20 protein-coding genes and 1 riboswitch are annotated in these 24755 nt (G+C 74.4%); of the genes, 10 read left to right on the top strand and 10 right to left on the bottom strand.

The genetic code is table 11. The features are described from left to right. Nucleotides 1–20 precede the first annotated feature (20 nt). Both DQ239_RS17480 and DQ239_RS17475 read left to right on the top strand, forming a co-directional pair. Nucleotides 21–5924, top strand: coding sequence for a DUF4011 domain-containing protein (locus tag DQ239_RS17480; RefSeq protein ID WP_113835697.1), 5904 nt, complete (start codon nucleotides 21–23; stop codon nucleotides 5922–5924). 279 nt (nucleotides 5925–6203) lie between these two features. Next, nucleotides 6204–7367, top strand: a complete 1164-nt coding sequence (locus DQ239_RS17475; protein ID WP_113835696.1) for an RtcB family protein — start codon at nucleotides 6204–6206, stop codon at nucleotides 7365–7367. 56 nt (nucleotides 7368–7423) lie between these two features. Here DQ239_RS17475 and DQ239_RS17470 read toward each other — a convergent pair whose 3' ends face one another. The 3 genes from DQ239_RS17470 to DQ239_RS17455 all read right to left on the bottom strand — a co-directional run bounded on the left by DQ239_RS17470 (nucleotide 7424) and on the right by DQ239_RS17455 (nucleotide 11136). Further along, nucleotides 7424–8479 carry a DUF3048 domain-containing protein gene (locus DQ239_RS17470; protein ID WP_233489447.1) on the bottom strand — a complete coding sequence of 352 codons (1056 nt, stop codon included), beginning with the start codon at nucleotides 8477–8479 and terminating at the stop codon, nucleotides 7424–7426. 107 nt (nucleotides 8480–8586) lie between these two features. Next, nucleotides 8587–9771, bottom strand: a complete 1185-nt coding sequence (locus tag DQ239_RS17465; protein ID WP_255411255.1) for a SpoIIE family protein phosphatase — start codon at nucleotides 9769–9771, stop codon at nucleotides 8587–8589. 999 nt (nucleotides 9772–10770) lie between these two features. Next, nucleotides 10771–11136, bottom strand: coding sequence for an STAS domain-containing protein (locus DQ239_RS17455; RefSeq protein ID WP_158544888.1), 366 nt, complete (start codon nucleotides 11134–11136; stop codon nucleotides 10771–10773). 67 nt (nucleotides 11137–11203) lie between these two features. On the opposite strand from DQ239_RS17455, the gene DQ239_RS17450 reads away from it, so the two are divergent. Beyond that, nucleotides 11204–11629 (top strand): ATP-binding protein, encoded by a 426-nt coding sequence (locus tag DQ239_RS17450; protein ID WP_113835693.1) that lies wholly within the window; start codon nucleotides 11204–11206, stop codon nucleotides 11627–11629. Nucleotides 11630–11674: 45 nt separating this feature from the next. Beyond that, a complete protein-coding gene (ilvA, locus tag DQ239_RS17445; protein WP_113835768.1) occupies nucleotides 11675–12943 on the top strand; it encodes a threonine ammonia-lyase IlvA in 1269 nt (422 codons plus the stop codon). A 74-nt stretch (nucleotides 12944–13017) separates the two neighbouring features. Here ilvA and DQ239_RS17440 read toward each other — a convergent pair whose 3' ends face one another. After that, a complete protein-coding gene (locus DQ239_RS17440) occupies nucleotides 13018–13971 on the bottom strand; it encodes a D-2-hydroxyacid dehydrogenase family protein (RefSeq protein WP_113835692.1) in 954 nt (317 codons plus the stop codon). Nucleotides 13972–14066: 95 nt separating this feature from the next. Further along, entirely contained in the window at nucleotides 14067–14210 is a 144-nt protein-coding gene (locus tag DQ239_RS20720) for a hypothetical protein (protein WP_199583132.1), read from the bottom strand. 386 nt (nucleotides 14211–14596) lie between these two features. Next, nucleotides 14597–14751: riboswitch (cyclic di-AMP (ydaO/yuaA leader) on the top strand. Nucleotides 14752–14765: 14 nt separating this feature from the next. Here DQ239_RS20720 and DQ239_RS17435 point away from each other — a divergent pair. The 4 genes from DQ239_RS17435 to DQ239_RS17420 all read left to right on the top strand — a co-directional run bounded on the left by DQ239_RS17435 (nucleotide 14766) and on the right by DQ239_RS17420 (nucleotide 17680). Next, entirely contained in the window at nucleotides 14766–15308 is a 543-nt protein-coding gene (locus tag DQ239_RS17435; protein ID WP_233489446.1) for an NlpC/P60 family protein, read from the top strand. Between the two features lie 362 nt (nucleotides 15309–15670). Next, on the top strand, nucleotides 15671–15889 hold the full coding sequence (locus DQ239_RS20715; protein ID WP_199583148.1) for a WhiB family transcriptional regulator: 219 nt from the start codon (nucleotides 15671–15673) through the stop codon (nucleotides 15887–15889). Between the two features lie 85 nt (nucleotides 15890–15974). Next, entirely contained in the window at nucleotides 15975–16493 is a 519-nt protein-coding gene (locus tag DQ239_RS17425; RefSeq protein ID WP_113835689.1) for an HAD domain-containing protein, read from the top strand. Between the two features lie 80 nt (nucleotides 16494–16573). Continuing rightward, nucleotides 16574–17680, top strand: coding sequence for a transglycosylase domain-containing protein (locus DQ239_RS17420; protein ID WP_113835688.1), 1107 nt, complete (start codon nucleotides 16574–16576; stop codon nucleotides 17678–17680). Nucleotides 17681–17683: 3 nt separating this feature from the next. On the opposite strand, the gene DQ239_RS17415 is transcribed toward DQ239_RS17420, so the two are convergent. From DQ239_RS17415 to DQ239_RS17405, 4 genes are all read right to left on the bottom strand, one after another. Next, complete coding sequence (locus tag DQ239_RS17415; protein WP_113835687.1) at nucleotides 17684–18661, bottom strand: GGDEF domain-containing protein; 978 nt, start codon at nucleotides 18659–18661, stop codon at nucleotides 17684–17686. A gap of 136 nt (nucleotides 18662–18797) precedes the next feature. Continuing rightward, nucleotides 18798–18968, bottom strand: coding sequence for a hypothetical protein (locus DQ239_RS20480; RefSeq protein WP_158544886.1), 171 nt, complete (start codon nucleotides 18966–18968; stop codon nucleotides 18798–18800). 105 nt (nucleotides 18969–19073) lie between these two features. Continuing rightward, on the bottom strand, nucleotides 19074–20756 hold the full coding sequence (locus DQ239_RS17410; protein ID WP_113835686.1) for a CocE/NonD family hydrolase: 1683 nt from the start codon (nucleotides 20754–20756) through the stop codon (nucleotides 19074–19076). A 174-nt stretch (nucleotides 20757–20930) separates the two neighbouring features. After that, nucleotides 20931–21491 (bottom strand): hypothetical protein, encoded by a 561-nt coding sequence (locus tag DQ239_RS17405; RefSeq protein WP_233489444.1) that lies wholly within the window; start codon nucleotides 21489–21491, stop codon nucleotides 20931–20933. A 228-nt stretch (nucleotides 21492–21719) separates the two neighbouring features. Between DQ239_RS17405 and DQ239_RS17400 the strand changes: the two genes are divergently transcribed. Then, nucleotides 21720–22748, top strand: coding sequence for an NAD(P)-dependent alcohol dehydrogenase (locus DQ239_RS17400; protein ID WP_113835684.1), 1029 nt, complete (start codon nucleotides 21720–21722; stop codon nucleotides 22746–22748). Between the two features lie 125 nt (nucleotides 22749–22873). On the opposite strand, the gene DQ239_RS20475 is transcribed toward DQ239_RS17400, so the two are convergent. Continuing rightward, nucleotides 22874–23734, bottom strand: coding sequence for a plasmid pRiA4b ORF-3 family protein (locus DQ239_RS20475; protein WP_158544884.1), 861 nt, complete (start codon nucleotides 23732–23734; stop codon nucleotides 22874–22876). Between the two features lie 57 nt (nucleotides 23735–23791). Between DQ239_RS20475 and DQ239_RS20470 the strand changes: the two genes are divergently transcribed. Further along, the gene (locus DQ239_RS20470; protein ID WP_158544882.1) at nucleotides 23792–24703 is read left to right on the top strand and encodes a hypothetical protein; all 912 of its coding nucleotides are present in this window, start codon (nucleotides 23792–23794) and stop codon (nucleotides 24701–24703) included. Nucleotides 24704–24755: the final 52 nt, after the last annotated feature.

The following is a 24755-nucleotide window of genomic DNA, read 5'->3' as shown; positions in this document are numbered from 1 at the left end:
CTACCCGGTAGACAGGTGACATGGAGAGCACTGCCGATCTCGACCTCGGCGACGCCGTGGCGCCGCGGACGGCGGCGGTCTCCATCGAGATCACCTCCACCCCGGTGCTCAGCTACGCCCTGGCGCACAACGGCATCCCGGTCGTCCCGCGGCTGGCGCTCACCTCCGAGGCGACCCTCCGCGGCGCGACCGTGCGGCTGTCGGTGCGCGACGCCGAGGGCCCGATCGCCCGGCCGGTCGAGCTGCTGGCCGACCTCGACGCCGGCCGCACGACGGTGCTCACCGACGTCGGCCTGGTCATGGACCCGGCCGCCATGCTGCAGGTCGAGGAGCAGCGGCCCGGCGTCATCGACGTCGAGGTGCTGGTCAGCGGCGAGGACGGCCCCGCCATCGTCGGTGAGGCCGCCAAGCCCGTGCAGGTGCTCGCCGCCAACCAGTGGCTGGCCTCTCCCCTGCCGCTGGCGCTGGAGATGCTCGCCGCGCACGTCATGCCGAACCACCCCGCCGTCACCGCGCTCGTGGCCGAGGCCGCCGACCACCTCGAGCAGGCGACCGGCAGCGGCGCGCTCGTCGGGTACGCCGCGACGGCGGAGCGCGTCGACGAGGTGGTCGCCTCGATCGCCGAGACGCTGCGCGCCCGCGGCATCCGCTACAGCGAGCCGCCGGCCACCTGGTCCGAAGTCGGCCAGCAGGTGCGGACGCCGGGCGACGTCCTGACCTGGAAGGTGGGGACGCCGCTGGACACCGTGGTGCTCCTGGCCGCGGCGCTGGAGCAGGCGGGCATCCGGCCGCTGCTCTGGCTCGCCGAGGGGCACTCCTTCCTGGGCTACTGGCGCGAGGAGCGCAGCGCCGAGTCCGCCGCGACCACCGACGCCGCGGGGCTGGTCAACCTGGTCGACCTGGGGCTCATCGGCCTGGTCGAGACCACGCTGCTCACCGGCACCGGCGAGCCCGGCACCGACCTGCACCGGCCCGCCTACGACCGCTGGCTCAGCGGTGAGCTGGACCGGATCGTCGGCGTCACCGACGTCCACCGCGCGCGGCGCGACGGCATCGTGCCGCTGCCCGCCCGAGCCCGCGACGAGGCCGGCGTGCTGCAGGTCGTCGAGTACCGGGCCGCGGTGCACAGCGCCCCGGCGCCGCCGGAGGGGACGACGACGACGTCCGCCCCCCGGCCCGAGGCGCCGCCGCGGGTGCAGCAGTGGAAGAACGCGCTGCTGGACCTGAGCCTGCGCAACCGGCTGATCAACTACACCGACCGCACCGGGCTGGCGCTGACCGTGCCGGATGCCGCGCTGCCGGTGCTGGAGCGGTTCGTCCACGACGGCACCCCCATCACGCTGCTGCCCGGTGACAAGCTCGCCGCCGTCCAGACCGAGCGCGGCCTGACCGGCGCCGCCGACCTGCCCTCGACCCAACTGGCCGACCTGCTCGTCGAGCGCCGCGAGGTGCACGCCGACGTCACCACCGGGGGCTACCTGCCGCGGCTGCGCAACCTCGCCTACCGGGCGAAGACGGTGCAGGAGGAGACCGGCGCCAACAACCTGTACCTGGCGCTGGGCTCGCTGGTGTGGGAGCTCGACGGCCGGTCGCTGCGCTCGCCGCTGGTGCTCATCCCGGTCACGCTGACCCCGCTCAGCCGCACCGGCTCCTACCGGCTCGCGCTCGACGAGTCGGGCAGCACCGCCCCCAACTACTGCCTGCTGGAGAAGCTGCGCCAGCTGCACGGGCTCTCCATCCCGACGCTGACCGAGACCGCCGACGGCACCATGGACGTCGAGGCGGCGCTGGAGGCGATGCGGGTCGCGCTCGTCGGCCACGGCCTGCCCTACCGGGTCGAGGCGACGGCGGACCTCGCCGTCCTCCAGTTCGCCAAGTACCGGCTGTGGAAGGACCTCGACGAGCACTGGGCCGACTTCGCGGAGAACCCGCTGGTCGCCCACCTGGTGCACGAACCGACCGAGCCGTTCACCGACCCGGCGCTGGACACCGGCGCCTACGCCGACCTCGACGACCTGGCCGCCCAGCTGCCCGCTCCCGCCGACGCCTCGCAGCTGCGCGCCATCGCCGAGGCGGACGCCGGGCGCACCTTCGTCCTCGAGGGCCCTCCCGGCACCGGCAAGTCGCAGACCATCACCAACCTGCTCACCCGGGCGGTCGCCGAGGGCAAACGGGTGCTGTTCGTGGCCGAGAAGCGGGCGGCCCTGGACGTCGTCGCCCGCCGCCTGGACGCCGTCGGCATGGGGATGTTCGCCCTCGACCTGCACGACAAGGGCAGCCGCGCCTCGATGGTGCGGGCGCAGGTCCGGCTGGCGCTGGAGCACGCGGTCGCCGTCGACGACCAGGGGCTGGCCGCCGACACGGAGAACCTGCGCTCGGCCCGCCGGCTGCTGGCCCGCTACGCCGACCGGCTGCACACCGAGAACGCCGTCGGGCTCTCGCTGTACACCGCCCGCACCGCCGAGCTGACCGCCGGCACCGACGTCGAGCCGCTGCCGGTGCCGCTGCCGTTCGTGGCCAACGCCGCACCCGAGGTGCTCACCCAGATCCGCCGGGCGCTCGCGCTGCTGCCCGAGATCGCCGACCTGACCCGCCCCTCGCTGCGGCACCCGTGGGCGTTCGTCGACTCCCCCGCGATCGACCTGCCCGCCACCCAGGCGGCGGCCACCGCCGTCGACGAGGCGGTGCGCGCGGTCGCCGGCCACCCTGAGCTCACCCAGGTGCTGCGCCACGCGCGCACCCCTGACGACTTCGCGGCGCTGGGTCACCTGCTCGCCGGCCCGGCGGTCGGGCTCGACGTCCTCGACGAGACGTTCTCCGGCCGCTGGACGACGGCGACCGGCGCGGTGCTCGGCGAGATCGCGGCCTTCCTCGCCTTCCGGCACCCCGGCATGGACCTGGTCGACCCCGAGGTGCTGGCGCTGCCGCTGGCCGACGTCTACGTGGCCGCGCAGACCGCCGCCGCGTCGTCCTGGTGGGGCCGCCGGGGCCGGCTGATCGCGGTGCGCGACCGGCTGGCCCGGCACCTGCGTGCCGACGCCAAGGTCAAGCCGAAGGACGTCCCCGCGCTGGTGGAGAACCTGTGGCGGGTGCAGACCGCGGTGCAACAGATCGCCGGCCGCGTCAACGCCGTCCCGGGGCTGGCCGTGCCCGAGGGCTGGAACCCGTTCGTCGACCCGCAGCTGCCCGAGCGCCAGGTCGCCTGGCTGCGCCGGGCGGGGCAGGCGGTGGACGGCTCGTCGTCCTTCCACGTCCAGCTGCGCAAGCTGATCGTGGCCGGCATGCCGGTGGGCCCGGAGCCGGCCGACGCCGTGGAGCGGCTGCAGCGCTCGGTGACCGCGCTGGTCGGGGTGTGCGCCACGAGCGCCGACCAGCTCGCCGCCTGGACCGGGGACGACGGCTTCACGCTGCGCTGGTCGATGACCCGGCCCGAGCGCGGGACCGACGGCTCGGTGCTCATGTCGCTGCGCCGCTGGGTCACCTTCCTCGACACCCTGGAGCCGCTGCGCTTCGCCGGGCTCTTCGACGCCCGGCGGCTGCTGGTCACCGGGACGGTCACCGCCGACGACGCCGTCCGCGCCCTGGACCGGGGCCTGGCGATGGCGTCGGTGACCGAGCGCCTCGACGCCACCGGGCTGGACCTGTTCGACGAGGGCGCGCACGAGAAGGCGATCACCCGCTTTGCCGCCGCCTCCCGGGCCGTGCGCGAGCACCTGACCCAGTCGCTGCCGGCCTCGGTGCTGGCGTCGCGGCCGTTCGACGCGGCCTCGGGCGCCGGCCAGGTGGGCGCGCTGCAGCGCGAGCTGGCCAAGCAGCGCCGCGGGCTGGGCGTGCGCCAGCTGCTGGCGCAGTACGGCGAGCTGATCACCACGGTGATGCCGTGCGTGCTGGTGTCGCCGGACTCGGTGGCCCGCTTCTTCCCGGCCGCCGCGGCGCAGTTCGACCTGGTGGTGTTCGACGAGGCCTCGCAGATCCGGGTCGCCGACGCCGTGGGCGCGCTGGGCCGCGCGAAGGCCGCCGTCGTCGTCGGTGACTCCAAGCAGATGCCGCCGACGTCCTTCCTCGAGCCGACCGCCTCGGTGTCCGACGACGTCGTCGAGGTGGAGACCGCGGTCGAGGACGAGGAGTCGATCCTCAGCGAGTGCGTGCAGGCGCGGGTGCCCCGGCACTGGCTGTCGTGGCACTACCGCAGCCAGGACGAGTCGCTCATCGCGTTCTCCAACGCGCAGTACTACGAGAACCGGCTGTCGTCGTTCCCCGCGCCCACGCACGGCCGGGCGTCGTCGGAGCCCGACGGCCGGGGCGTCTCCCTGGTGCGGGTGCCGGGCACCTTCCACCGCTCGGGTGCCGGCCGGCTGCTGCGGACCAACCCGATCGAGGCCAAGGCGATCGTCGCCGAGATCCGCCGCCGGTTCGACGCGGTGCCCAAGTGGGACGGCGTCGACGCGGTGCCCTCGATCGGCGTGGTCACCTTCAACGCCCAGCAGCGCTCCTACATCGAGTCGCTGCTGCGCGACGCCGACGACGAGCGGCTGGCCGCGGCCCTGGACCGCACCGACGGCGAGGGCCTGTTCGTCAAGAACCTGGAGAACGTGCAGGGCGACGAGCGCGACGTCGTGTTCTTCTCCACCGGCTTCTCCCCCACCGCCGACGGCACGCTGCCGCTGAACTTCGGCCCGCTCAACCGCAGCGGTGGCGAGCGGCGGCTCAACGTCGCCATCACCCGCGCGCGGCGGCAGGTCGTCGTCTTCTCCTCGTTCGACCCCGAGCAGCTGCGGGCCGAGGAGACGTCGTCGGTGGGCATCAAGCACCTGCGCGCCTACCTCGACATGGCCGAGCGGGGCACCGACGTGCTGCCGCGCTCCCCGCGGTCGGTCGCCGTCGTGGACCGGCACCGCGAGGAGATCGCCGCCCGGCTGCGCGACCGCGGTCTGGTCGTGCGCACCGACGTCGGCCTCTCGGAGTTCCGCGTCGACCTGTCGATCAGCCGACCCGTCGACCCGGAGACCCCGGTGGCCGCGGTGCTGCTGGACGGTCCGGCCTGGGCGCGCCGCGGCACGGTCGGTGACCGCGACGGGCTGCCGGGCGAGGTGCTTGAGGGGTTGCTCCGCTGGCCGGTCGTCTCCCGCGTGTGGCTGCCGTCGTGGCTGCGCGAGCCGTCGGCCGTCGTCGACCGGCTGGTCGAGGCGGTCGACTCGGCGCCGTCCACCGCGGTGGTCGCGGCCCCCATCCCCCTGCCGACGGCGGCGATCGAGTCGTTCAAGGGCGTGGCGGCGCTGCGCTCGTCGGTGACCGCGTCGGTCGCGGTGCCCACCACCCCGGCGCCGAAGCCCGCGTCCAAGCCGGCGCCGCGCAGGCCCGCCGGACCGGTGCCGCTGGAGGGCGAGAGCCCCTTCGTGCCGTGGATCCCGAAGACCGCCGGGGAGAAGTCGGTGCTCGACGAGCTGCCGGCGTCCAAGGCCGCGCGGGTGGTGCGCCGGGTGCTGGCCGCCGGCATCAAGGCCGAGGGTCCGATCCACGTCGACCGGCTGGCCAAGCTGACCGTCGGGGCGTTCGGGCTCAACCGGGCCACCGCGTCGCGGAAGTCGGCGCTGCTGTCGCTGCTGCCCCCGTCGGCGGTGCAGGGCGAGCACCTGTGGCCCGAGGGCGTCACGCCGGAGAGCTACGAGGGCTTCCGCCGTCAGGTGTCGAGCACCGACCGGCCGATCGACCAGGTCGCGCCGGAGGAGATCGGCAACGCGATGCGTGTGCTGTGCCGCGCCTCGGCCGGGATGGGCCGTGGCGAGCTGCTCACCCAGACCGCGGCCGTCTTCGGGCACAAGCGCCGCTCCGCGGCGGTGACCGGCGTCCTGGAGCAGGCGCTGACCGCGGCGATCGAGCGCGGCACGCTCACCGAGCAGCCCAACGGCCTGCTCACCTGCTGACCCCTACTCCGCTTTTCCGCGGAAAAGCAGACAAGAGGTCAGCGGACGCCGGCCTCAGCCCTGCGGGCCGGTGGCGTCGGGCACGCCTGCCTCCTGCGACGGTTCGTTCGTCCCGCCGGCGGGACGCGGTCCCTCAGTCATGGCGTCCTCCCTCGTTCGAGGCCGGACGGTGCACCCCGGGCGACGGGGGTAAAGCGGGTGCGCCGGATCGCTCGCGAGTGTTCACTGCACCGGCTGCGCAGCACCCCCTGACCGCACTCGGAGCGAATCGAAAGGACGATGGAGAAGATCAACGGACGCCTGCTCAACTGGGCGTCGATCCTGGAGGACACCACCCGCGAGCAGGCCGAGCGCACCGCGCAGATGCCGTTCATCCACCCGCACGTGGCCCTCATGCCCGACGCCCACCTAGGCATGGGCGCGACCGTCGGCTCGGTCATCCCGACCGACGGCGCGATCATCCCGGCGGCGGTCGGCGTGGACATCGGCTGCGGCATGATCGCCGTCCGCACGCAGTTCACCGCCGACGACGTCGCCGGCCGCCCGCTGGACGTGCTGCACGACCAGATCTCGCGCTCGATCCCGCTGTCGGCCGGCGGCCGGAACCAGAAGATCCGGCCCACCGCCGAGCCGCGGATCGCCGAGCTGCGCGACACCCCGGGTGCCGGGCAGGCCGACGCGGAGAGCCGGCAGTGGCCGCAGCAGCTGGGCACGCTCGGGTCCGGCAACCACTTTGCCGAGTTGAGCCTCGACGAGGAGGACCGGGTCTGGCTGTTCCTGCACTCCGGCTCCCGCGGTGTGGGCAACCGGCTCGCGCAGAAGCACATCAAGGCGGCCAGGGAGCAGTGCGCCAAGCGGCACATCCAGCTGCCCGACCGGGACCTCGCGTACCTGGTGCAGGGTGAGCCGGAGTTCGACCGGTACATCGAGGCGCTCCGCTGGGCGCAGCGGTTCGCCTACCTCAACCGCGAGGAGATGATGGACCGCTGCGTCGACCAGCTCGGCCGGTTCCTCGGCGCAGAGGTGGAGCGGCACGAGACGGTCAACTGTCACCACAACTACACCGAGCGCGAGACCCACTTCGGGCGTGAGGTGTGGCTGTCGCGGAAGGGCGCGATATCAGCGCGGGAGGGCCAGCTGGGCCTCATCCCGGGCTCGATGGGTGCGGCGTCCTACGTGGTGGTCGGCAAGGGGAACGTGCCCTCGCTGATGTCCTCGCCGCACGGCGCGGGCCGGAACTTCTCGCGGTCCGCCGCGCGCAAGCGGTTCACGCGTCAGGACCTGGACGCGCGGATGGCCGGCATCGCGTGGGGGCACTCGGACGCGTTCCTCGACGAGCACCCCGACGCGTACAAGCCGATCGACCAGGTGATGGCCGACGCGGCCGATCTGGTCGAGGTGCGGCACACGCTGCGTCAGATCGTCAACGTCAAGGGCGACTGACCACACCGGGCCGGCGTCCCCGCGGGGACGCCGGCCCGGTGCATGCCCTGCAGGGCTCAGCGCGGGGTGACCGAGCCGCCGTTGTTCGGCACGAGCTCGATCCAGGTGTTGCCGGGCGCCAGCTCCACCGGCCCGCCGTCGGGCAGAGCGAGGACGACGGGGTCGGTCGGCGACGCCTTAGTCCAGGTGGCGGCGACGGTGCGGCCGCCGCTGGCGATCAGCGCCTGCCCCCCGCCCACCATCTTGGTCTCGGGCACCGGGTTGCCGGCCGCGTCGCGGGCGCTGGTGTTGGCGACGTCCACCCGCAGCACGACGACGTTGGCGGCGCGCACCCGCGCGCCGTCCGCGGTGGTCGCCGGGGTGTTCCCCTCGGCCCGCAGCCAGCCGTTGTCGGGCTGGCTCCACGTCCAGCTCGGGGTGCTGCTGGGCGACAGCTTCAGGTCCACGGCCGCGGCCGGCGTCCCCGAGATCACCGCGGTGGGCTGCCGGCCCGCCGTCGCGAAGCCGAACTCACCGACCGGCGCGGCCTGGTGGGCGGGGTCGGCCTGGACGAGGAGGTCGGCGGGCTTCGCGTACACGTTGTGCGGCGCGTCGCGGCTGTCCAGCCGGAAGTAGCCCCCGGCGCCGGACCCCTGGCTGAGCACCTGCGCACCGGCATCGGCGATGGCCTTCACGTATCCCGGCTGCCCACCCGAGAACGCGAACAGCCCCTTCAACGGGCCCGCGATCGCGGCGTCCATGGGCCGCACGGAGCGGATCGGCCCGATGTCCGGCGGCAGGGTCGAGTGGAACACGGCGACGAACCGGGTGATGCCGCCCTCGACGACTTGCTCCCACACCACGTCGGCGGCGTTGAGGCCGCTCTGCGGGCGCGCGGCCACCGAGTTCTCGATCTTCACCGCCAGCGCGGGGCGCGCGGGCACTGCCTCGACCTCCACGCCGGTGAGCGGCCACGGCACCATGACCGGCGTCGGAGCGGCGGCGGTCTCGCTCGGCTCGGCCGCGGCCTGCGCCTCCTCCGGGCCGCAGCCGGTGCTGAGCGCCAGCGCGCCGATCGTGGCGAGCGCGGCGGCCGTGCGGCCGAGGCGTCGGGAGAGCGTCCGGTGGGACATGGGGGGTGTGCTCCTGCGTCGGCGTGCGTTCGGGCTGCCCGCCGAGCGTGCTCGGCGTTCCACCCCTACGCATCGGCAGTTGCGAGACGCAACCGCACCGCGGGGGCTCAGGTCCGCGCGAGCGCCAGCACCGTCACGTCGTCGGCGTCCGGCGGTGCCAGCGAGGCGAGCACCGCGTCCAGCAGCGGCTCGGCACCGGCCGGCCCGGCCGCCACCGCCTCGCGCAGCGCGTCCAGCCCGCGCTGCAGCCCGCCCCGCCCGCGCTCGACCAGCCCGTCGCTGAACAGCAGCAACCGGTCGTCCCCGGCCAGCGTGAGCCGCGCCTCGGCGTAGGTCGGCCGGTCGAGCACGCCCAGGGCCGGACCCCGGCCGCCCATCACGTACTCGGCGGTCCCGTCGTGCGCGTGCAGCACCGGAAGGTGCCCGGCGCTGGCGACGACGACGTCCCCCGTCCCGGGATCGAGCTCGGCGACCACCACGGTCGCCAGCTCACCGGGCAGCAGCGCGCTGGTCATCTCGTTGAGCAGCTCGAGCGCCGCGGCCGGACCGGCGGCGCGCAGCAGCTGGGCGCGCAGCGCGTGCCGCAGCTGCGCGGTGACCGACGCGGCGGCGAGCCCGTGGCCGGCGACGTCCCCGACGACGACGGCGAGCGTCCCGCCGGGCAGGGGCACGAGGTCGTACCAGTCGCCGCCGACGACGTCCTCGGCGCTGGGCCGGTAGCGGGCCGCCAGCGCGACGCCGGGCACCCGGGGCAGCTCCTGCAGCAGGAGGGTGCGCTGGAGCGCCCCTACCAGCCGGTTGTCCTCCTCGGAGCGGTTGAGCGCGGCGGCGGTGAGGAGTGCGGCCAGCGCGCGCGCCGCGGCCACCTCGTGCTCCCGCCAGGGCGCGGAGGTGCCCCGCACCGTCTCGCTCCAGGCCGCGAACGACCGGCGCGGGCTCAGCCGCGGGCCGTCGTCGGTCTGCGCGACCTTGGACGCGTACGGGTTGCCGCCCCAGGTCACCTCGCGCAACGTCTCCGGCCGGAACCAGGCCAGGAAGTCGCCACCGCTCAGCGGGACGGCGAGCACCCCGCTGGCCGTGTCCGACAGATCCTTCGCCGCGGGCACCACCCGGGCGGCCGCGTCGGTGGCGGTGGCCCCGGCGGCCAGCAGCGCGGCGACGAGCTCGGGCACCCGCTGGGCGGGCGGGGTGTCCCCCAGCAGCCGGAGCTGCCCGTCCAGCCGGATGGCCGCACCCGCGGCGGGCACCAGGTCGAGCACGGTGACGTCCTGCTCGGTGAGCGCCCCGCCCAGGGCGCGCGGGGTGGCCCACCGCCGCGGCCAGCTCGGCGGCTCGCTCGGCGACGTCGACGATCCCCTCCTGCTCGCCCTCGGCGACCACCGTGTGCAGCAGCAGCGAGGCGGTGCGGCCGAGGAACTCGGCGGCGGTGCGGTCGGCGACCGAGGGGCGGTGCGGCCCGGCGTAGTGGTGGCAGGAGATGAGGCCCCACAACCGGCCGCGGTCGATGAGCGAGACCGACATGGACGAGACCACGCCCATGTTGGCCAGGTACTCCAGGTGCACCGGCGAGACGCTGCGCAGCATCGCGCCCGACAGGTCCAGCGGCCGTCCGGTCAGGGGGTTCGCCGCCGGCTCCAGCGGCACCCGCTCGTAGCCGGCGTCGGGGATCAGCCGCATCCAGTTGGTCGTGTACAGCGCACGGGCCTGGGCGGGGATGTCGCCGGCGGGGAACCACAGGCCGAGGAACGGCTCCAGGTCCTCGCGGCGGTCCTCGGCGATCACCTCGCCGTTCCACTCCGGGTCGAAGCGGTAGACCATCACGCGGTCGAAGCCGGTGACGGTGCGGACGTCGCGTGCGAGCGTCTCCGCCAGCCGCTCGAGCGTGGTCGACGCGGACAGCCGCTGCAGCACGCTGGGCAGCCGGCGGTGCCACGCGGCGCCCGCCTGCTCGGCGCCGGGCACCGGCTCCCACTCGGTGAGCAGCAGCCCGTCGGCGCGGTGCACCACCAGGTCGATCTCCACGCCGGTCACCGTCGTGCGCAGCGGGTTGACCTCGGCCAGGTCGCCGGAGAGCCCCTCGCGCAGCCGGGTCAGGGCGTCGTCGTCCAGCACCTCGAGCAACGTGCTCACCGGACCGCCGAAGAGCGACGCCGCGTTCGCGGACGCCACGACGACGTCGAGGCCGGGCTCGGTGACCGCGAGCAGCACCCCGTGCGGCTGGACGGCCCCCGGGATCGCGATCGGTTCCTCGGCGCAGCGCCGGAGCGCCTCGTCGTCCACCCGCGGGGTGGTCACGTGCCGGCGTCGCGTCCGGCGATACCGGTGGGGATCTCGCCGGCCGAGGCGACGAGCGGCACGAAGGCGCCGAGGTCGAGCAGGTCGATGGTGAGCCGCACCGGACCGTTCGTGCGGGGCGCCAGCACGACCAGCCCCACCCCCGCCGACTCGGCCTTGCGGGCGACGGTGAGCAGGGTGCGGGCGCCGGAGGAGTCGAGGAACGTGGTGTGCGTCAGGTCGACGACCAGGGAGTCGACCCGGCGCTGCAGGGCTTCGTCCACCGCCGTGTCGAGGCGCGGGGCGGTCGCCAGATCGAGCTCACCACGTACGGTGAGCGCGGGCCGGCCGGCCACGGTCGCCCGCTCCACGTCGAACTGCACTGCACCGCCTCTCCCACCTGGTCGTATTACGAGACTAGGTCATCGGTGCCGAGGGGACAGACCTGCCATGGACATCTCGTTCAGCGTCCGCCTTCCGAGGGACGCGCGCAGCCTGCCGCTGATGCGGGGGCTGCTGCGGCAGACCCTCGAGCACCTCGACGTCGCCACTCCGACGATCGAGGAGATCGGGCTGGCGCTCACCGAAGCGTGCGCCAACGTGGTGCAGCACGCCGGCGAGCGCGAGGAGTACCAGGTCGACGTCGCGATCACCGACGACACCTGCCTGATCAGCGTCCTGGACGACGGGCAGGGCTTCGACTTCGAGGCCGCCACCGCACCCGAGGGCTCACCGCTGGAGTACGGCCGCGGGCTGGTGCTCATGAAGGCACTGGTCGACGACCTGCAGTTCGTCCGCGCCGAGGACGGCCGGCACCGCGTCGTCCTGGAGAAGAAGCTGCGCAGCGGACCCCAGCTGCGCCTGCTGCCGGACTGACCGCCTCCCTGCGGGCCGACGGGGCCCGTGGACGACGATGACCGGGTGAGCGCGCCGACCCCGACCCCTGACCGCTTTCCCGCCGAGGTGCGCGACGCCGTCCGCCGGCTCGAGGGCGTGGCCGAGCGGACTCCGTTGCAGCGTAACGCCCGGCTCTCCGGGTTGACCGGCGCCGACGTGTGGCTCAAGCGCGAGGACCTGCAGGTCGGGCGCTCGTACAAGATCCGCGGCGCCTACACGATGATCGCCGCGCTCCCCGAGGCGGAACGCGCCGCCGGGGTGGTGTGCGCCAGCGCCGGCAACCACGGCCAGGGAGTCGCCTACGCCTGCCGGGCGCTGCAGGTGCGCGGCCGGGTGTTCGTACCGGGGACGACGCCACGACAGAAGCGGGAGCGGATCGCCGCGCTCGGCGGCGACATGGTGGAGCTGGTGATCTCCGGCGACTCCTACGACGACGCGGCAGCCGCAGCCGCGGAGTTCGCCGCCGCCTCCGGCGCGACTCTGGTCCCCGCGTTCGACTCACCGGCGACGGTGGCCGGCCAGGCGACCGTCGCCGTGGAGATCCTCGACCAGCTGCCCGAGCCGCCCGACGTCGTCCTCCTGCCCGTCGGCGGCGGCGGGCTGCTCGCCGGCGCCGGCACCTGGCTGCACGCCGCCTCCCCCACGACCCGGCTCATCGGCGTCGAGCCGGCAGGGGCGACCAACATGGCCGCGGCGATGGCCGCCGGCGGCCCGGTGGACCTCGACGAGATGGACACCTTCGTCGACGGCGCCGCGGTGCGCCGCGCCGGCGCGGTCACCTACCCCCTGGTGCGCGACTCCGGCGCGGAGCTGCTCGCCGTGCCCGAGGGCCAGATCTGCACCGAGATGCTCGACCTCTACCAGACCGACGGGATCATCGCCGAGCCCGCGGGCGCCCTGGCCACGGCCGCGCTGAGCGGCGGGCTCGTGACGCTCGAGCCGGCACAGACCGTCGTGTGCGTGCTGTCCGGCGGCAACAACGACGTCAGCCGCTACGCCGAGGTGGTCGAGCGCTCGCTGGTGCACCGCGGGCTCAAGCACTACTTCCTCGTCGAGTTCCCCCAGGAGCCCGGTGCGCTGCGCCGCTTCCTGGACGAGGTGCTCGGCCCCGACGACGACATCGTGCGGTTCGAGTACGTGAAGCGAGACAACCGGGAGACCGGCGCGGCGCTGACCGGCATCGAGCTGGGGCGCGCCGAGGGGCTGGCCGAGCTGCTGGAGCGGATCGAGGCCAGCCCGCTGCGGATCGAGCACCTCACCCCCGGCTCGACGGCCTACCGCTTCCTCGTCTGAGCTGCCCGACTGTTCACCTCTGCACAGTCGGTCTCTGCCCCGCCTGCAGGGGCAGAGACCGACTGTCCGTGGACCTACTGCTGGATCACCCGGACCGGCTCGCCGGCCACCCACGCGGCGACGTCCTCCACCGCCTCGCCGTAGAAGATCTCGTAGGTGCCGCGGGTGACGTAGCCCAGGTGCGGGGTCAGCACGGTGCGCGGCGCCGAGCGCAGCGGGGAGTCCCGCGGCAGGGGTTCGGCATCGAACACGTCCAGCCCGGCACCCGCGATGCGCCCGCCGTGCAGCGCGTCCAGCAGCGCCGATTGGTCGACGATCGGGCCGCGGCTGGTGTTCACCAGCACCGACGTCGGCTTCATCCGGCCCAGGTCGTCGGCGCTGATCAGGCCACGGGTGCGCCGGGACAGCAGCAGGTGGATCGTCACGACGTCGGCCGTCGCGAAGAGCTCGTCCCGCTCCACCCGCCGGACGCCGACCTCCGCGGCCCGCTCGTCGGTCAGGTTCTGGCTCCACGCGACGACGTCCATCCCGAACGCCTGCCCGACGCGCGCCACCCGGCTGCCCAGCCGCCCGAGCCCGACGACGCCGAGCCGGGCACCGTCCAGGTCACCGCCGAGGGTCTGCTGCCAGCCACCGGAGCGGATCGAGGCGTCCTCGCGCGGGATCTGCCGGAGGGTGGCGAGGATCAGCCCCCAGGTGAGCTCGACGGTCGCCGCGGCGCCGGACCCGGTGCCGCACACGGTGATGCCGAGCTCGGTGGCGGCGGCGACGTCGATGGCCCGGTTCCGCATCCCGGTGGTGACCAGCAGCCGCAGGTGGGGCAGCCGCTCGAGCAGGCTGCGGGGGAACTCGGTGCGCTCCCGCATCGCGAGGACGACGTCGAACGACTCGAGCCGGGCGACCAGGGCGTCGGGGTCAGCGACGGCGTCGTGGAACTCCACGACGCGGACGGGGCCGGGGACCTGCGACCAGTCGCAGAAGTCGGCGGCGACGGACTGGTAGTCGTCGAGGACGGCGATGCGGTGCATCTGCCCGGTCTACTACACCGCCGCGCCGCCCGGGCCGGACGCCGACGGCCCCCGGCCGCGGGTGCGGACGGGGGCCGTCGGAACGTGCTGGTCGATCAGCGGCGCTTGGTGCCGCCGTTCTTGTTCTGGAAGTCGGCGATCATCTTCTTGATCTTCGCCTGGTTCTGCGGCTTGCGGGCTTCCTGGATCACCCGCGCAGCGACCCCGGACACGATGAGCTTCCGGATCATCCCGGCCATGTGCGCCTCCTGTTGCTGTGGACTCGTCGGTCCGGTGCCCCGTCCGGGCGCCCGTCAACCGCACGAGCCGACGAGGTCGCCCGATGGTGCTGCCGGCGGGAGCGGGCGACGTCTGGACCGAGCGCACCGGACACGCGTGCAGCGGTTGCGGTCACGCCACGCCGCGAGAGCGGAGTAAGCGGTCGATCGCGCTCCGTCGCGCGGTCGTCGGTCGGGACACAGGGCCGGCGGTGTTCGGCGTGGTGGGGCCGCGCGTCGCCCGCGCGTGGTCGTGCCGCGGGGGGGCTTCCGGCCGGGCGTGGCGTCCTGCTGCCGGGACCGGCGGCCGCACCTAGCGTCGGCGCCGTCCGGCCGAGTCCCCTCTCGTCACCGCCTCGGTGACCCCCGGCCGGGCACCGCCGAACCGGCGACCGGATGTCCGGCGCCGGACCGGGGACCCACCGAAGTCCCGGGGTGAAGCGGAACCGGCGCGACCGGTCCGCCGGGCGATCTCCCCGCCCGAACCCGTCAGCTAACCCGGTAGGCGGTTCACGGAGAACAGGAGAACCGTCGTCCATGACGACCTTCCGCACGTCCTCGACCGCCCGTCGTTCCCTCCGCGGGGCCACCTTCGCCCTCCTCACCGGCGCGGGAATCGCGCTCTCGCCGGTGGCTGCCTCGGCGCACGCCGGCCCCGCTCCCACCGCCGTGCCGGCTCAGGTCTCGGCCGCCACGGCACTCCCGGTCGCCTACACCGCCGCTCCGCGCGACACCGCGCTGGCCGCGGCGCACGTGGCGATGGCCCAGCAGGGCAAGCCCTACCGCTGGGGCGGCGCCGGCCCCGACGCCTTCGACTGCTCCGGGCTCGTCTACTCGTCGTTCAAGGCGGTGGGCGTCACCCTGCCGCGCACCTCCCGCGCCCAGTCGACGGCGGGCGTTCCCGTCGCCCACCGCGACCTGCGGGCCGGTGACCTGCTCTTCTTCTACTCGCCGGTGGGGCACGTCGGCATCTACCTCGGCTACGGGGTGATGGTCCACTCCTCGACCTACGGCACCCCGGTCTCGATCGTGCCGGTCAGCTCGATGCCGGGCATCACCGCCGCGCGGCGCGTCGCCTGACCCGTCGTCCGCCGGCCGGTCTCCCGTGCGCCTTCGGGGAGACCGGCCGGCGACACGTCGACGTGTCGACATGGGGACACAAACCGCCAAACGGTCGCGCTTGTTTCGGATGGATGCGCCGGAGCCTCCCGGATCACGGCCGCATAACGTTACGGACAGCCGACGGCCCGTACCGGTCCGTCACCACCGCCCCACTTCCCCTGGAGCATCCCGTGTCCTCGTACCGCCCCTTCCTGTCCCTGGTCCCCGACTCCTCCCCGGCCGACGAGCCGACCTGGACCTCCTCGTGGTCCGAGCCCGCCACCGACTCGTGGTCGCAGCCCTGGGCCGCGGCGCCGGCCGGCGGCGACGAGTCGTGGCGGCTGTCGGCGCTGTGCGGCGAGACCGACCCGGAGGCCTTCTTCCCGGAGAAGGGCGGCTCCACCCGCGACGCCAAGCGCGTCTGCACCGGGTGCGAGGTGCGGGCCGAGTGCCTGGAGTTCGCGCTGCGCAACGACGAGCGCTTCGGCATCTGGGGCGGCCTGTCCGAGCGCGAGCGCCGTCGGCTGCGCGTGCAGCGCCGCGACGCCATCACCGCCTGATCCGCGCCGCCGCCCGCCTCCGGCGCGACCGGCGGGCGCGACGCTGCGGGGACTCCGACGACTGGCGGCCGGGTAGGCAGAGGGCGTGACTCCTCCGCCGGTCCTGCTGCTCGACGTCGACGGCGTGCTGAACGCGGTGCGCGTGGACCTGCCCGAGGGCTGGCGGCGCGGGCGCTTCAACGGCTACGTGCTGTCGTGGGACCCCACGGTCGTCGCCCGGCTGCGGGCGTTGCACGAGTCGGGCCGGGTGGAGCTGCAGTGGCTGACCACCTGGACGGAGATGGCCGACCGGCTGCTCGCCGAACCCCTGCAGCTGCCGCGCGGGCTGCGCACGCACGGCCGCGAGCTGCTGCCCACCGGCTACGGCGGAGCCCGCGCCGCCGCGTCCGGGTGGTGGAAGCTGGCGGCGGCGCAGCAGGTCGCCCGGGCCGAGCCGGGACGGCGGATCGTCTGGATCGACGACGACCTCGCCGAGCAGGCCGAGGACATCAGCGAGTGGCTGGCCGCGAATGGCCAGGTCCTGGTCGTGGCCCCCGACTACCAGCTCGGGCTGACCCACGAGGAGCTCGACCGCATCGAGGCCTGGCTCGACCTGCCCGGCTGACCCGCCCCCGGCCGTGCACGGCGCCGCTCCCAGGTTGCCGACCTAGCCTGGCCCGGACGCGACGAGAGGAGCAGCACCTCATGGGCTCCTACGAGCCGGACCGCCGGGCCACCCGCCCGTTCCGCCGTCCGCCCGCCGGGCCGCCGCCGAACCCCGGCCCGCCGGCCGAGGCGCCGCTGCGCTTCGACGAGTACGGTCGCCCGGTCCGGGGCCCCCGGCTCGACCGGCCTCCGCCGCCGCGGAACGACGGGTACGGCCCTCCGCACGACTGGTACGGCGCTCCCCCGGCCGGCGAGCGCCCGTCCTCCCCGCCCCCGCAGCCGCCGTTCCCGCCCGCTCCGGAGCCGGGTCGGCGGGGCCGCCGTCCGCGACGTCCCCGCCGGCGGACGCTGCTGCGCCGGGTGGCGAAGCTGCTCGCGGTGCTCGCCGTCGTCCAGGGGCTGATCGTGCTGTCGTTGCGCTGGGTCGACCCTCCGACCACGGCGTTCATGCAGGCCAACCCGGACGGCGCCATCCAGCAGTCGGTGCCGGTGGAGCACGTGTCCCGCACGTTCCTGGCCGCGGTCATCGCGCACGAGGACTCCGCGCTGCCCACCCGCGAGGGCGCCTTCGAGTGGGCGGACCTGTGGGAGCGCGCGCAGGCGCACCTGGCCGGCGAGGAGGACCCGTCGGGCTCGACCATCCCGCAGCAGGTGACCAAGAACCTGTTCCTCAACCAGGAGCTGAGCGCGATGCGGAAGGGTGTCGAGGCGCTGCTGTCGGTGGAGGTCGCCGCGCTCATCGACGACCGCCGGATGCTCGAGCTCTACGTCAACTACGCCCAGTTCGGCCCGACGATCTACGGCGTGTGCGCGGCGTCCTGGTACTGGTTCGACGTCTCCCCGGCCGACCTGACGCAGCAGCAGGCCGTCCGGATCGTCGGCCTGCTCCCCTCCCCCGGGCACGTGCAGCGCGCACCGGGCGGCGGGATGGACTTCGAGGTGGACGACGGCCTGGGCTGGCTGAGCCGGTCGCACGTCCTCAACGCCGAGGCGCGCGTGCCGCCGCACCTGGAGCGGCTGGGCACCCAGCCGGTGGAGGACGTCGGCATCGAGGGCGAGGCGTCGGACGAGGAGCCGTCGGGCGACGACTGCACCTCGCCCCCGGACGAGGTCACCGAGCTCATCGCCGCGAAGGGCACCGGCTGAGCGTCAGGGGCGGCGGTGCACCCGGGCGTCGTAGCCGGCCGGGGCAGCGGAGCTGACCAGCTCCGCCCGGCCGCGGCCGGCCACCTTGGCCTCGTAGAGCGCGCGGTCGGCGCTGCGCATGAGCTGGGAGGCGCTGTCGCCGGCCCGGTACTGCGCCACGCCGCACGACAGCGAGACGGTCGGGTCGACGCCGCACACCCGCCGGACCACGGCGAGCGCCTCGGCGCCGGCCATGCCGGGCAGGAGCAGGGAGAACTCGTCGCCGCCGTGCCGGGCCAGCAGCGCACGGTCGGGCAGCTCGGTCTGCCAGACGCCGGCCACCCGGCACAGCACCTTGTCGCCGGCCTCGTGGCCGTAGGTGTCGTTGACCGCCTTGAAGTGGTCGACGTCGATGAGCACCGCGGACAGCGCCTCGCCGGTGCGGGAGGCCTCGGACATCAGCTCGTCGAGCGCCTGGTCGAAGCCGCGCCGGTTGCTCAGCCCGGTGAGCGGGTCGCGGCTGGCGTCGGAGGCGAGGGCGACCAGCGTGCGGATGACCGCGCCGATGCTGACCAGGATCAGGTCCAGACCCAGCGCGGTGCCGATGCCGACGTCGCCGGTGACCAGCGCCGCGGTGATGCCGACGACGGCGGCCACGAGGTGGGCGAGCGCCTGGCGGCTGAGGAAGAAGAAGTGCGCGTCGACCACCACGAAGGTGATGAGCACGGCAGCGGCCACGCTGGTCACGGGGTCGGGCGCGACCGCGACGGCGGTGACGATGAGGGTTGTCGCCGCGCCGACCGCGCCGTGGAAGAACGCCCGCGGCCACGACGGCCCCCAGCGGCCGACGACGACCGAGCCCACCAGGGCGACGCACGACAGCACCGCGAGGATCGACCGGCGGACGCCCGGCTCGGCGTCGAGGGTCATGAGCAGGCCGGCCGAGCCACCGAACGCGTAGAAGGTGGCCAGGGTGCGCGCCATGATGCGCGTCGTCGCCACCTCGGGTGCTGCGGATCGGCTCACCTGTACGAGGTCGGCTGATCGGACGCCGTTCTTGAGTGGGTCATGGCGTCACATGTACCCCTCGGGGGTGACGCGCTCTTGCGGGCTCGCCGGAGGGGCGAGGCCCCTGGGGTCAGCGGGCGTCGTCGTCCCGGCGGGAGGGGGCGGGCACGGCGGGACGGCGGGAGGCGAATCCCGGGTCGAAGCGCTGGGTCAGGTCGAGTTCACCGGTGTCCGGGCCGGCGTGCTTGCCCAGGGAGGGCAACGTGAACTCTGCGGTCTCATCGACGAAGTGCTTGGCCACGCGTCCACGGTACGAAGCGCTTCCGGGCCGTCGTGGGACCTCGGTGAGGCGTCGCGGCCAGGTGGGACGGGCGGGACGGGTGGGGTCAGGGGGAGCCTTCTGCCGTCAGGCGGTCGGGAGGTTGATCGACGACGGCGACGCGCCGCCGGCGCAGATGCGGTGGGTGGTCGGGACGCCCCGGGTGGCCTCGCCGACCGGCTCGCCGGTGCCGAGGTTGCGGGCGTAGCGCGGGTGCGCGCCGCCGGAGACCTGCAGCCGGATGCGGTGCCCGGCGCGGAAGCGGTGCGCGGTGTCGACGAGGGCGAGCTCGACCATGCGCTGCCCGGTGTGCGGCTCCTCCCCCGGCGCGGGGTCGAGCCGGACCAGCCGGTCGGTGATGTTGAGCGATCTCCCGCTGGGCTCGACGTCGCAGAGGCGGACGAAGAGGTCGGCGTAGGGGTTGTCCGACTCGACCTGCAGCTGGACGCGCACCCCGCCCTGCACCTCGACCGGCGTGCGCAGCGGCGCGGTGGTGAAGGTGACGACGTCGTCGCGTGCCTCCAGCGCGCGGTTGTCCCGCTGCCCCGCGCTGTTGGCCAGGATCCGGCCGCCGACCGACGGGGTGGGATCCATCGGGTCGTACGTGAAGGTGGTCTCCGCCGCCTGCGCCGGGACGTCGTCGGCCAGCCGGCCCTCAGGTGCCAGGTACAAGGTGCGGTCGGTGGTGGCGGGCGGCCAGTCGGGCAGGCTGCGCCAGGTGCGGGCGCCGGTGACGTGCACCCGCACCCGCTCCGGCCGCGGCGATGCGGGCGGGACGCCGTCGACGGGCAGGTGGGTGGCGAGCCACGCCAGGCTCTCCGGCGTCGTCACCGCGGGGTCGATGCCGAGGTGCGCCCACGGGCCGAGGGTCAGGGCGACGTCGACGTCGCGCTCGCGCAGGGCGGAGTACTGGTAGAGCGTCTGCTCGACGAACCAGTCCTGCCAGCCGCCGATGAGCATCGTGGGCACGGTGCTCGAGTGGACGGCGGGGGTGGCGCGGTAGCGGTCCCAGTACGGGTCGGTGAGGTCGGGGTGGGCCAGCCACTCGTCGAACCACGGCGCCGGCGACCCACCGAACCGCTCGGCCAGGCCCTGCAGCGGCAGCTGGCCGAGGAAGGGGTCGAGCCGTCGCTCCGCCGTCGCCAGCCGGACGAGGCCGCGCAGCCAGCTGACCTGCTCCTGGTGGGCGACGAGGTCGGTCCAGATGGCCAGGTTGGTGAGCTGGAAGGCGCCGTCGATCATCCCGGCCTGGGCGAGGTCGTGCGGGCCGATGTGCAGCACCATCGCCTTGAGCTCGGGCGGCGGGTCGAGCGCCAGCGCCCACTGGGTGTAGCCGAGGTAGCTGGGGCCGAGCGTGGCCAGCCGGCCGTCGAACCAGGGCTGGTCGCGCAGCCAGACGACGGTGTCCTGCCCGTCGTGCTCCTCGTTGATGACCGGGGCGAAGTCGCCGCCGGAGCCGAAGGTGCCGCGCACGCTCTGCAGCACGACGGCGTAGCCGCGGGCTGCGTACGGGACGGCCATGGTGACGGCGAAGCCGGGGCCGCGGCCGTAGGGCGACCGGAGCAGGACCGTCGGGTGCGGGCCCGTCGACGTCGGGAGGTAGACGTCGGCGCGGAGCGTCGTGCCGTCGCGCATGGGGATGTCCTCGCCGCGCAGCACCTGGACCGGGCTGAGCGGGGCGGGCAGCTTCCACCGGCGGCTCAGGGCGGCGGCGGCGAGACGGGCCGGCCGTGGGAGCGGCTGCGGGCGGGTGGGATCGGGCCGGGGCACGAGGTCTCCTGAGCAGGGAGGTGAGGGACGGCGGCTCGGACCCTAGCCGCAGTCTCGGACGGGCCAGCCGGCCGGCCGGGCCCCCGCCGGGCGATCGGGGGGCGGGGCGAACCGCAGCCCATGCGAGAGGCGGCGGAGAAGCCGGGGCGTCGCCGACTCGTTCGACGAGACCCGTCATCCGTCGGGGTCGCCGAGGCGGACGCAGCGCTCGCACGCACTCTGGGACCCCACGAACGATTCGGGCGGCGTCGACCGGCGGCAGGTGCGGCACCAGCGGAACGAGCGACGGCGTCGGGATGCGATGTCCTCCGCGACCCAGGCCACCCCCTGCGGGTCGTCCAGCAGGTCCTCTCTGGTGAACCGGGGTCCGTCGGCCATGAGCGGGCCCGGACGGACGTCGTCCCACGAGGTGAGCGGGCGGTCCAGGACGAACCGCGAGCTCTGCACGCCGACCGCGACCTGTGCCGGCTCACCGCTGACGAACCACGCCACGCCCTCCTGCCCGCCGGCGCTGGCCTCGCGCCGCCAGCCGGCACCCAGGGCGCGGATGACATCGCGGTGGGTCACGCCCAGGAGGCCGCTCAACTCCGCCTCGTCGGCGGTCGGGTCGGACTCGCTGCCCCACGCCAGCTCACAGGTGCGGCAGACGAACGCCCTCTCGTCGTCCGGCGTCAGGCAGCCGCCGAGCGCGACGACGCCCGCTTCGGCCCGACGGAAGTCGTCGAACCCTGGCATCCCGAACACCAGCGGGATCGAGTTCTGCTCTCCACAGCCGGGACACACGCGCCCCGCCTGCACACCGACCGATTCGCCCATGCCACTCCCAGGTCCGGCCGCCCTGCGACGGCGAGGTCCCGGACGATGACATAGGGCACCGACAGGATCCGGCCGCCCGCAACTACCGCCCGGCGCCGTGGCGCGGGCCCTAGGGTCGAGGCGACGTCGTCCTCGAAGGGATCTGTCATGCGCGCTGTGCAGTACCGGACCGTCGGCAGCCCTCCCGAGGTGGTGGAGATCCCCACCCCGGAGCCGGGCCCGGGGCAGGTGCGGCTCAGGGTGACCGCCGCGGGGCTGTGCCACTCCGACGAGTTCGTCATGAGCCTGCCGGAGGGCGTCTACGAGCTGCCGCTGACGCTGGGGCACGAGGGCGTGGGCGTGGTCGACGCGCTCGGACCCGGTGCCGCCGGGGTGTCGGTCGGCGATGCGGTGGCGGTGTACGGCGCATGGGGCTGCGGGGTGTGCCACGCGTGTGCGCGAGGTGCGGAGAACTACTGCCCGCACGCGTCGTCCCTAGGCATCCAGCCGCCGGGGCTGGGTGCGCCGGGTGCGCTGGCCGAGTACCTGATCGTCGACGACGTCCGGCACCTGGTGCCGCTGGGCGACCTGGACCCGGTGGCCGCGGTGTCGCTGACCGATGCCGGGCTGACGCCGTACCACTCGATCGTCTCGTCGCTGGACGCGCTGCCGGCCGGGTCGACGGCGGTGGTGATCGGCGTGGGCGGGCTCGGGCACGTCGGCATCCAGATCCTGCGGGCGATCACCGGGGCGACCGTGATCGCACTGGACGTGGACGAGGAGAAGCAGAAGCTGGCCCGCGAGGTCGGAGCGCACCGGGCGCTGCACTCGGACGAGTCGGCCGTCGCCGCGATCCGGGACCTGACCGGCGGGGTGGGCGCGCAGGTGGTGTTCGACTTCGTGGGCGCTCCCCCGACGCTGGAGATCGCGCGGCAGGCGGTGGCGGCCGGCGGTCGGATCGAGATCGTGGGCATCGGCGGCGGGACGCTGGCGACCGGCTTCTTCTCGACGCCGATGGGTGCGTCGGTGCGGGCGCCGTACTGGGGCACGCGGGCGGAGCTGATCGAGGTGCTCGACCTGGCGCGAGCCGGCGCGATCCACGTGGAGACGGAGCGGTTCACGCTCGACGAGGCGCCGGAGGCCTACCGCCGGCTGCACGAGGGCGCCATCCGCGGTCGCGCCGTCGTCGTCCCGTGAGGTAAGCCCTGGTCACCGTTCCTCGGAATGACCGCCCGACGACGGCCACGGCACCGCGCAGCCGGGTCAGACCGCCGGCGGGGTCTCCCGACCTGGTGCGCAACGCCTCCCATGTTGACGTTCCGTCAGCGGCGGCGGGCGCGTAGCCGACGGGTCACCTCGGTGGGATCGAACCGTTCGGGGTCCAGCGGACGTCCCAGCCAGGCGCGGGCGTCGGCGTGCTCGTGATGCCGGGGGTCGGCCAGTACTTCCTGCAGCCGCTCGTAACCACCGGGACCACCGCAGTCCTCGGGTGGGCAGGCACCCGCGCCGTCCAGGCAGGTCGGCACGGCAGCGATCTGGCGTCGCCCGATCCGGACGTCGTGCTCCCAGCCGTCGCCGAAGTCGTAGTCCCAGCGGAACACCGTTCCATCGGGCAGCGAGTCGAGCCGGACGAGCCGGGGATCGCCCAGCTCGTCCATGTCCTCGACGTCCCCGTACGACCGGCCCTCGAGCTCGACCATCGACAGGTGCCCGCCGCGCCAACCCATGCCGGCCCGCAGGAGGACGTCGAGTTCCTGCAGCGAGGACTCAGCGGAGACGGCGAGGCGACGCCACACCGGCGGGTCGACGTCCCGGAGGGTGACGGTGAGCTCGATCGCCGACACCGGGCGGGTCGGCGCGAGCGGCTCCTCGTGCGCCAGCGCGGCGCGCGCGAGCGCGACGGCGGACGGGGTCGGCGCCTCAGCCCGGTTCCGCCAGCTGCCGAGCAGACCGAGCCGGTCGAACACCGTCCAGGTGGTGTCGCGGACGAGCCCGAAGGCCTCGCGCTCGTCGAGCTCCCGGCCGGTCCGAGCGTCGACCCACCCCATGAACGCCAGCCCGCGGGCGACCGTCCTCTCCGGGCGCGGCCGGCCGGCGGCCACCGCGAGCAGCCACAGCAGGCCGGCGACCTGCTCGCCCTGCCGCCGGGCCAGAGGTAGCCGGGCGGCGACGTGCCACCACAAGCCGACCGGATCGGCAGCGAGACGGCGGCCGTCCCGGGTTGGTGTGAGGACCGATCGGTGCACCCTTACCAGGCCCAGCCGACGAGCGGTGTCGCGCAGCTCGGCAACCGGACGGGTCACGTCCTCTCTATTGCCGGCGCCGATCCAGTCGGCGTCCCAACCCAGCGTCCGCATCGTCTCGCCGACCAGCGCGGGCGGCAGGTAGCCGGCCGGGGTCAGCTTCACGCCGTTCCCGACCCTGGCCACGAACCATCGGTACGGCTCGACGACAGCCGGCTCGGGCGCCGGTGGTTCCCCGTCAAGGTCTGCCTCGACGACGACGCGGCGCAGCTCGGCATCGCGAGAGCTGCGGAGGACGTCCAAGAGGTCGTCTACCTCGGGCCGCATGCCCTGGGAGCCTGCCAGTTCCTGCGGCACACTGCGGCGGTGGGACGGCGACGTGCACCCGGCACCTACCCGTACGACTACACCGCCGCCGACGACGCGCGCTTCGCTGAGAGCGGGGTCGGCGGCACGCTGCGGGTGCTGCACGGACCCGGGCGAGGCATGGGCGTCACCGAGGGTGTCGTGTGCCGGGTGAGCGTCACCGCGTCCGACGGCGCCCATATCGATGAGTCGCACGCCGGCAAGCTGGGCAAGGAGCACCGACTGCACGGCACCGCGTCTGGGGACCGCATCGTCGTCGAAGTCAGCGCCCACTTCGGCGGCGAGGCGCCCTGCTCGTGCGCGGCGGATGGGTGCATCCCCGTTCTCGACGAGCTGACCGCCGCACGCGAGGTCGAACTCACCGGCGACCTCGACGACGTCATCCGGTTCGGCGTCGGACCGGGATGGGTTGAGGTGCAGGCGATCGACCGCGGTGAGTCCGACGCCGATGCGCCTTCCGCCTGCCGCTGGGGTGCAGGAGTGCGCGTCCGCGGCGCCTGCCTGCCTCTCCTGGGAGCCGTTCACCCGATCCAGCGCCGGTAGCCGCGCTGTCCACAGCTGTGCGGTTCCGGACACCGGCTGCTGCGTAGTCTCC

The organism is Blastococcus sp. TF02-09 (assembly GCF_003319105.1).
Lineage (GTDB): Bacteria > Actinomycetota > Actinomycetes > Mycobacteriales > Geodermatophilaceae > Blastococcus.
This window is presented reverse-complemented; position numbering and strand designations above follow the sequence as displayed.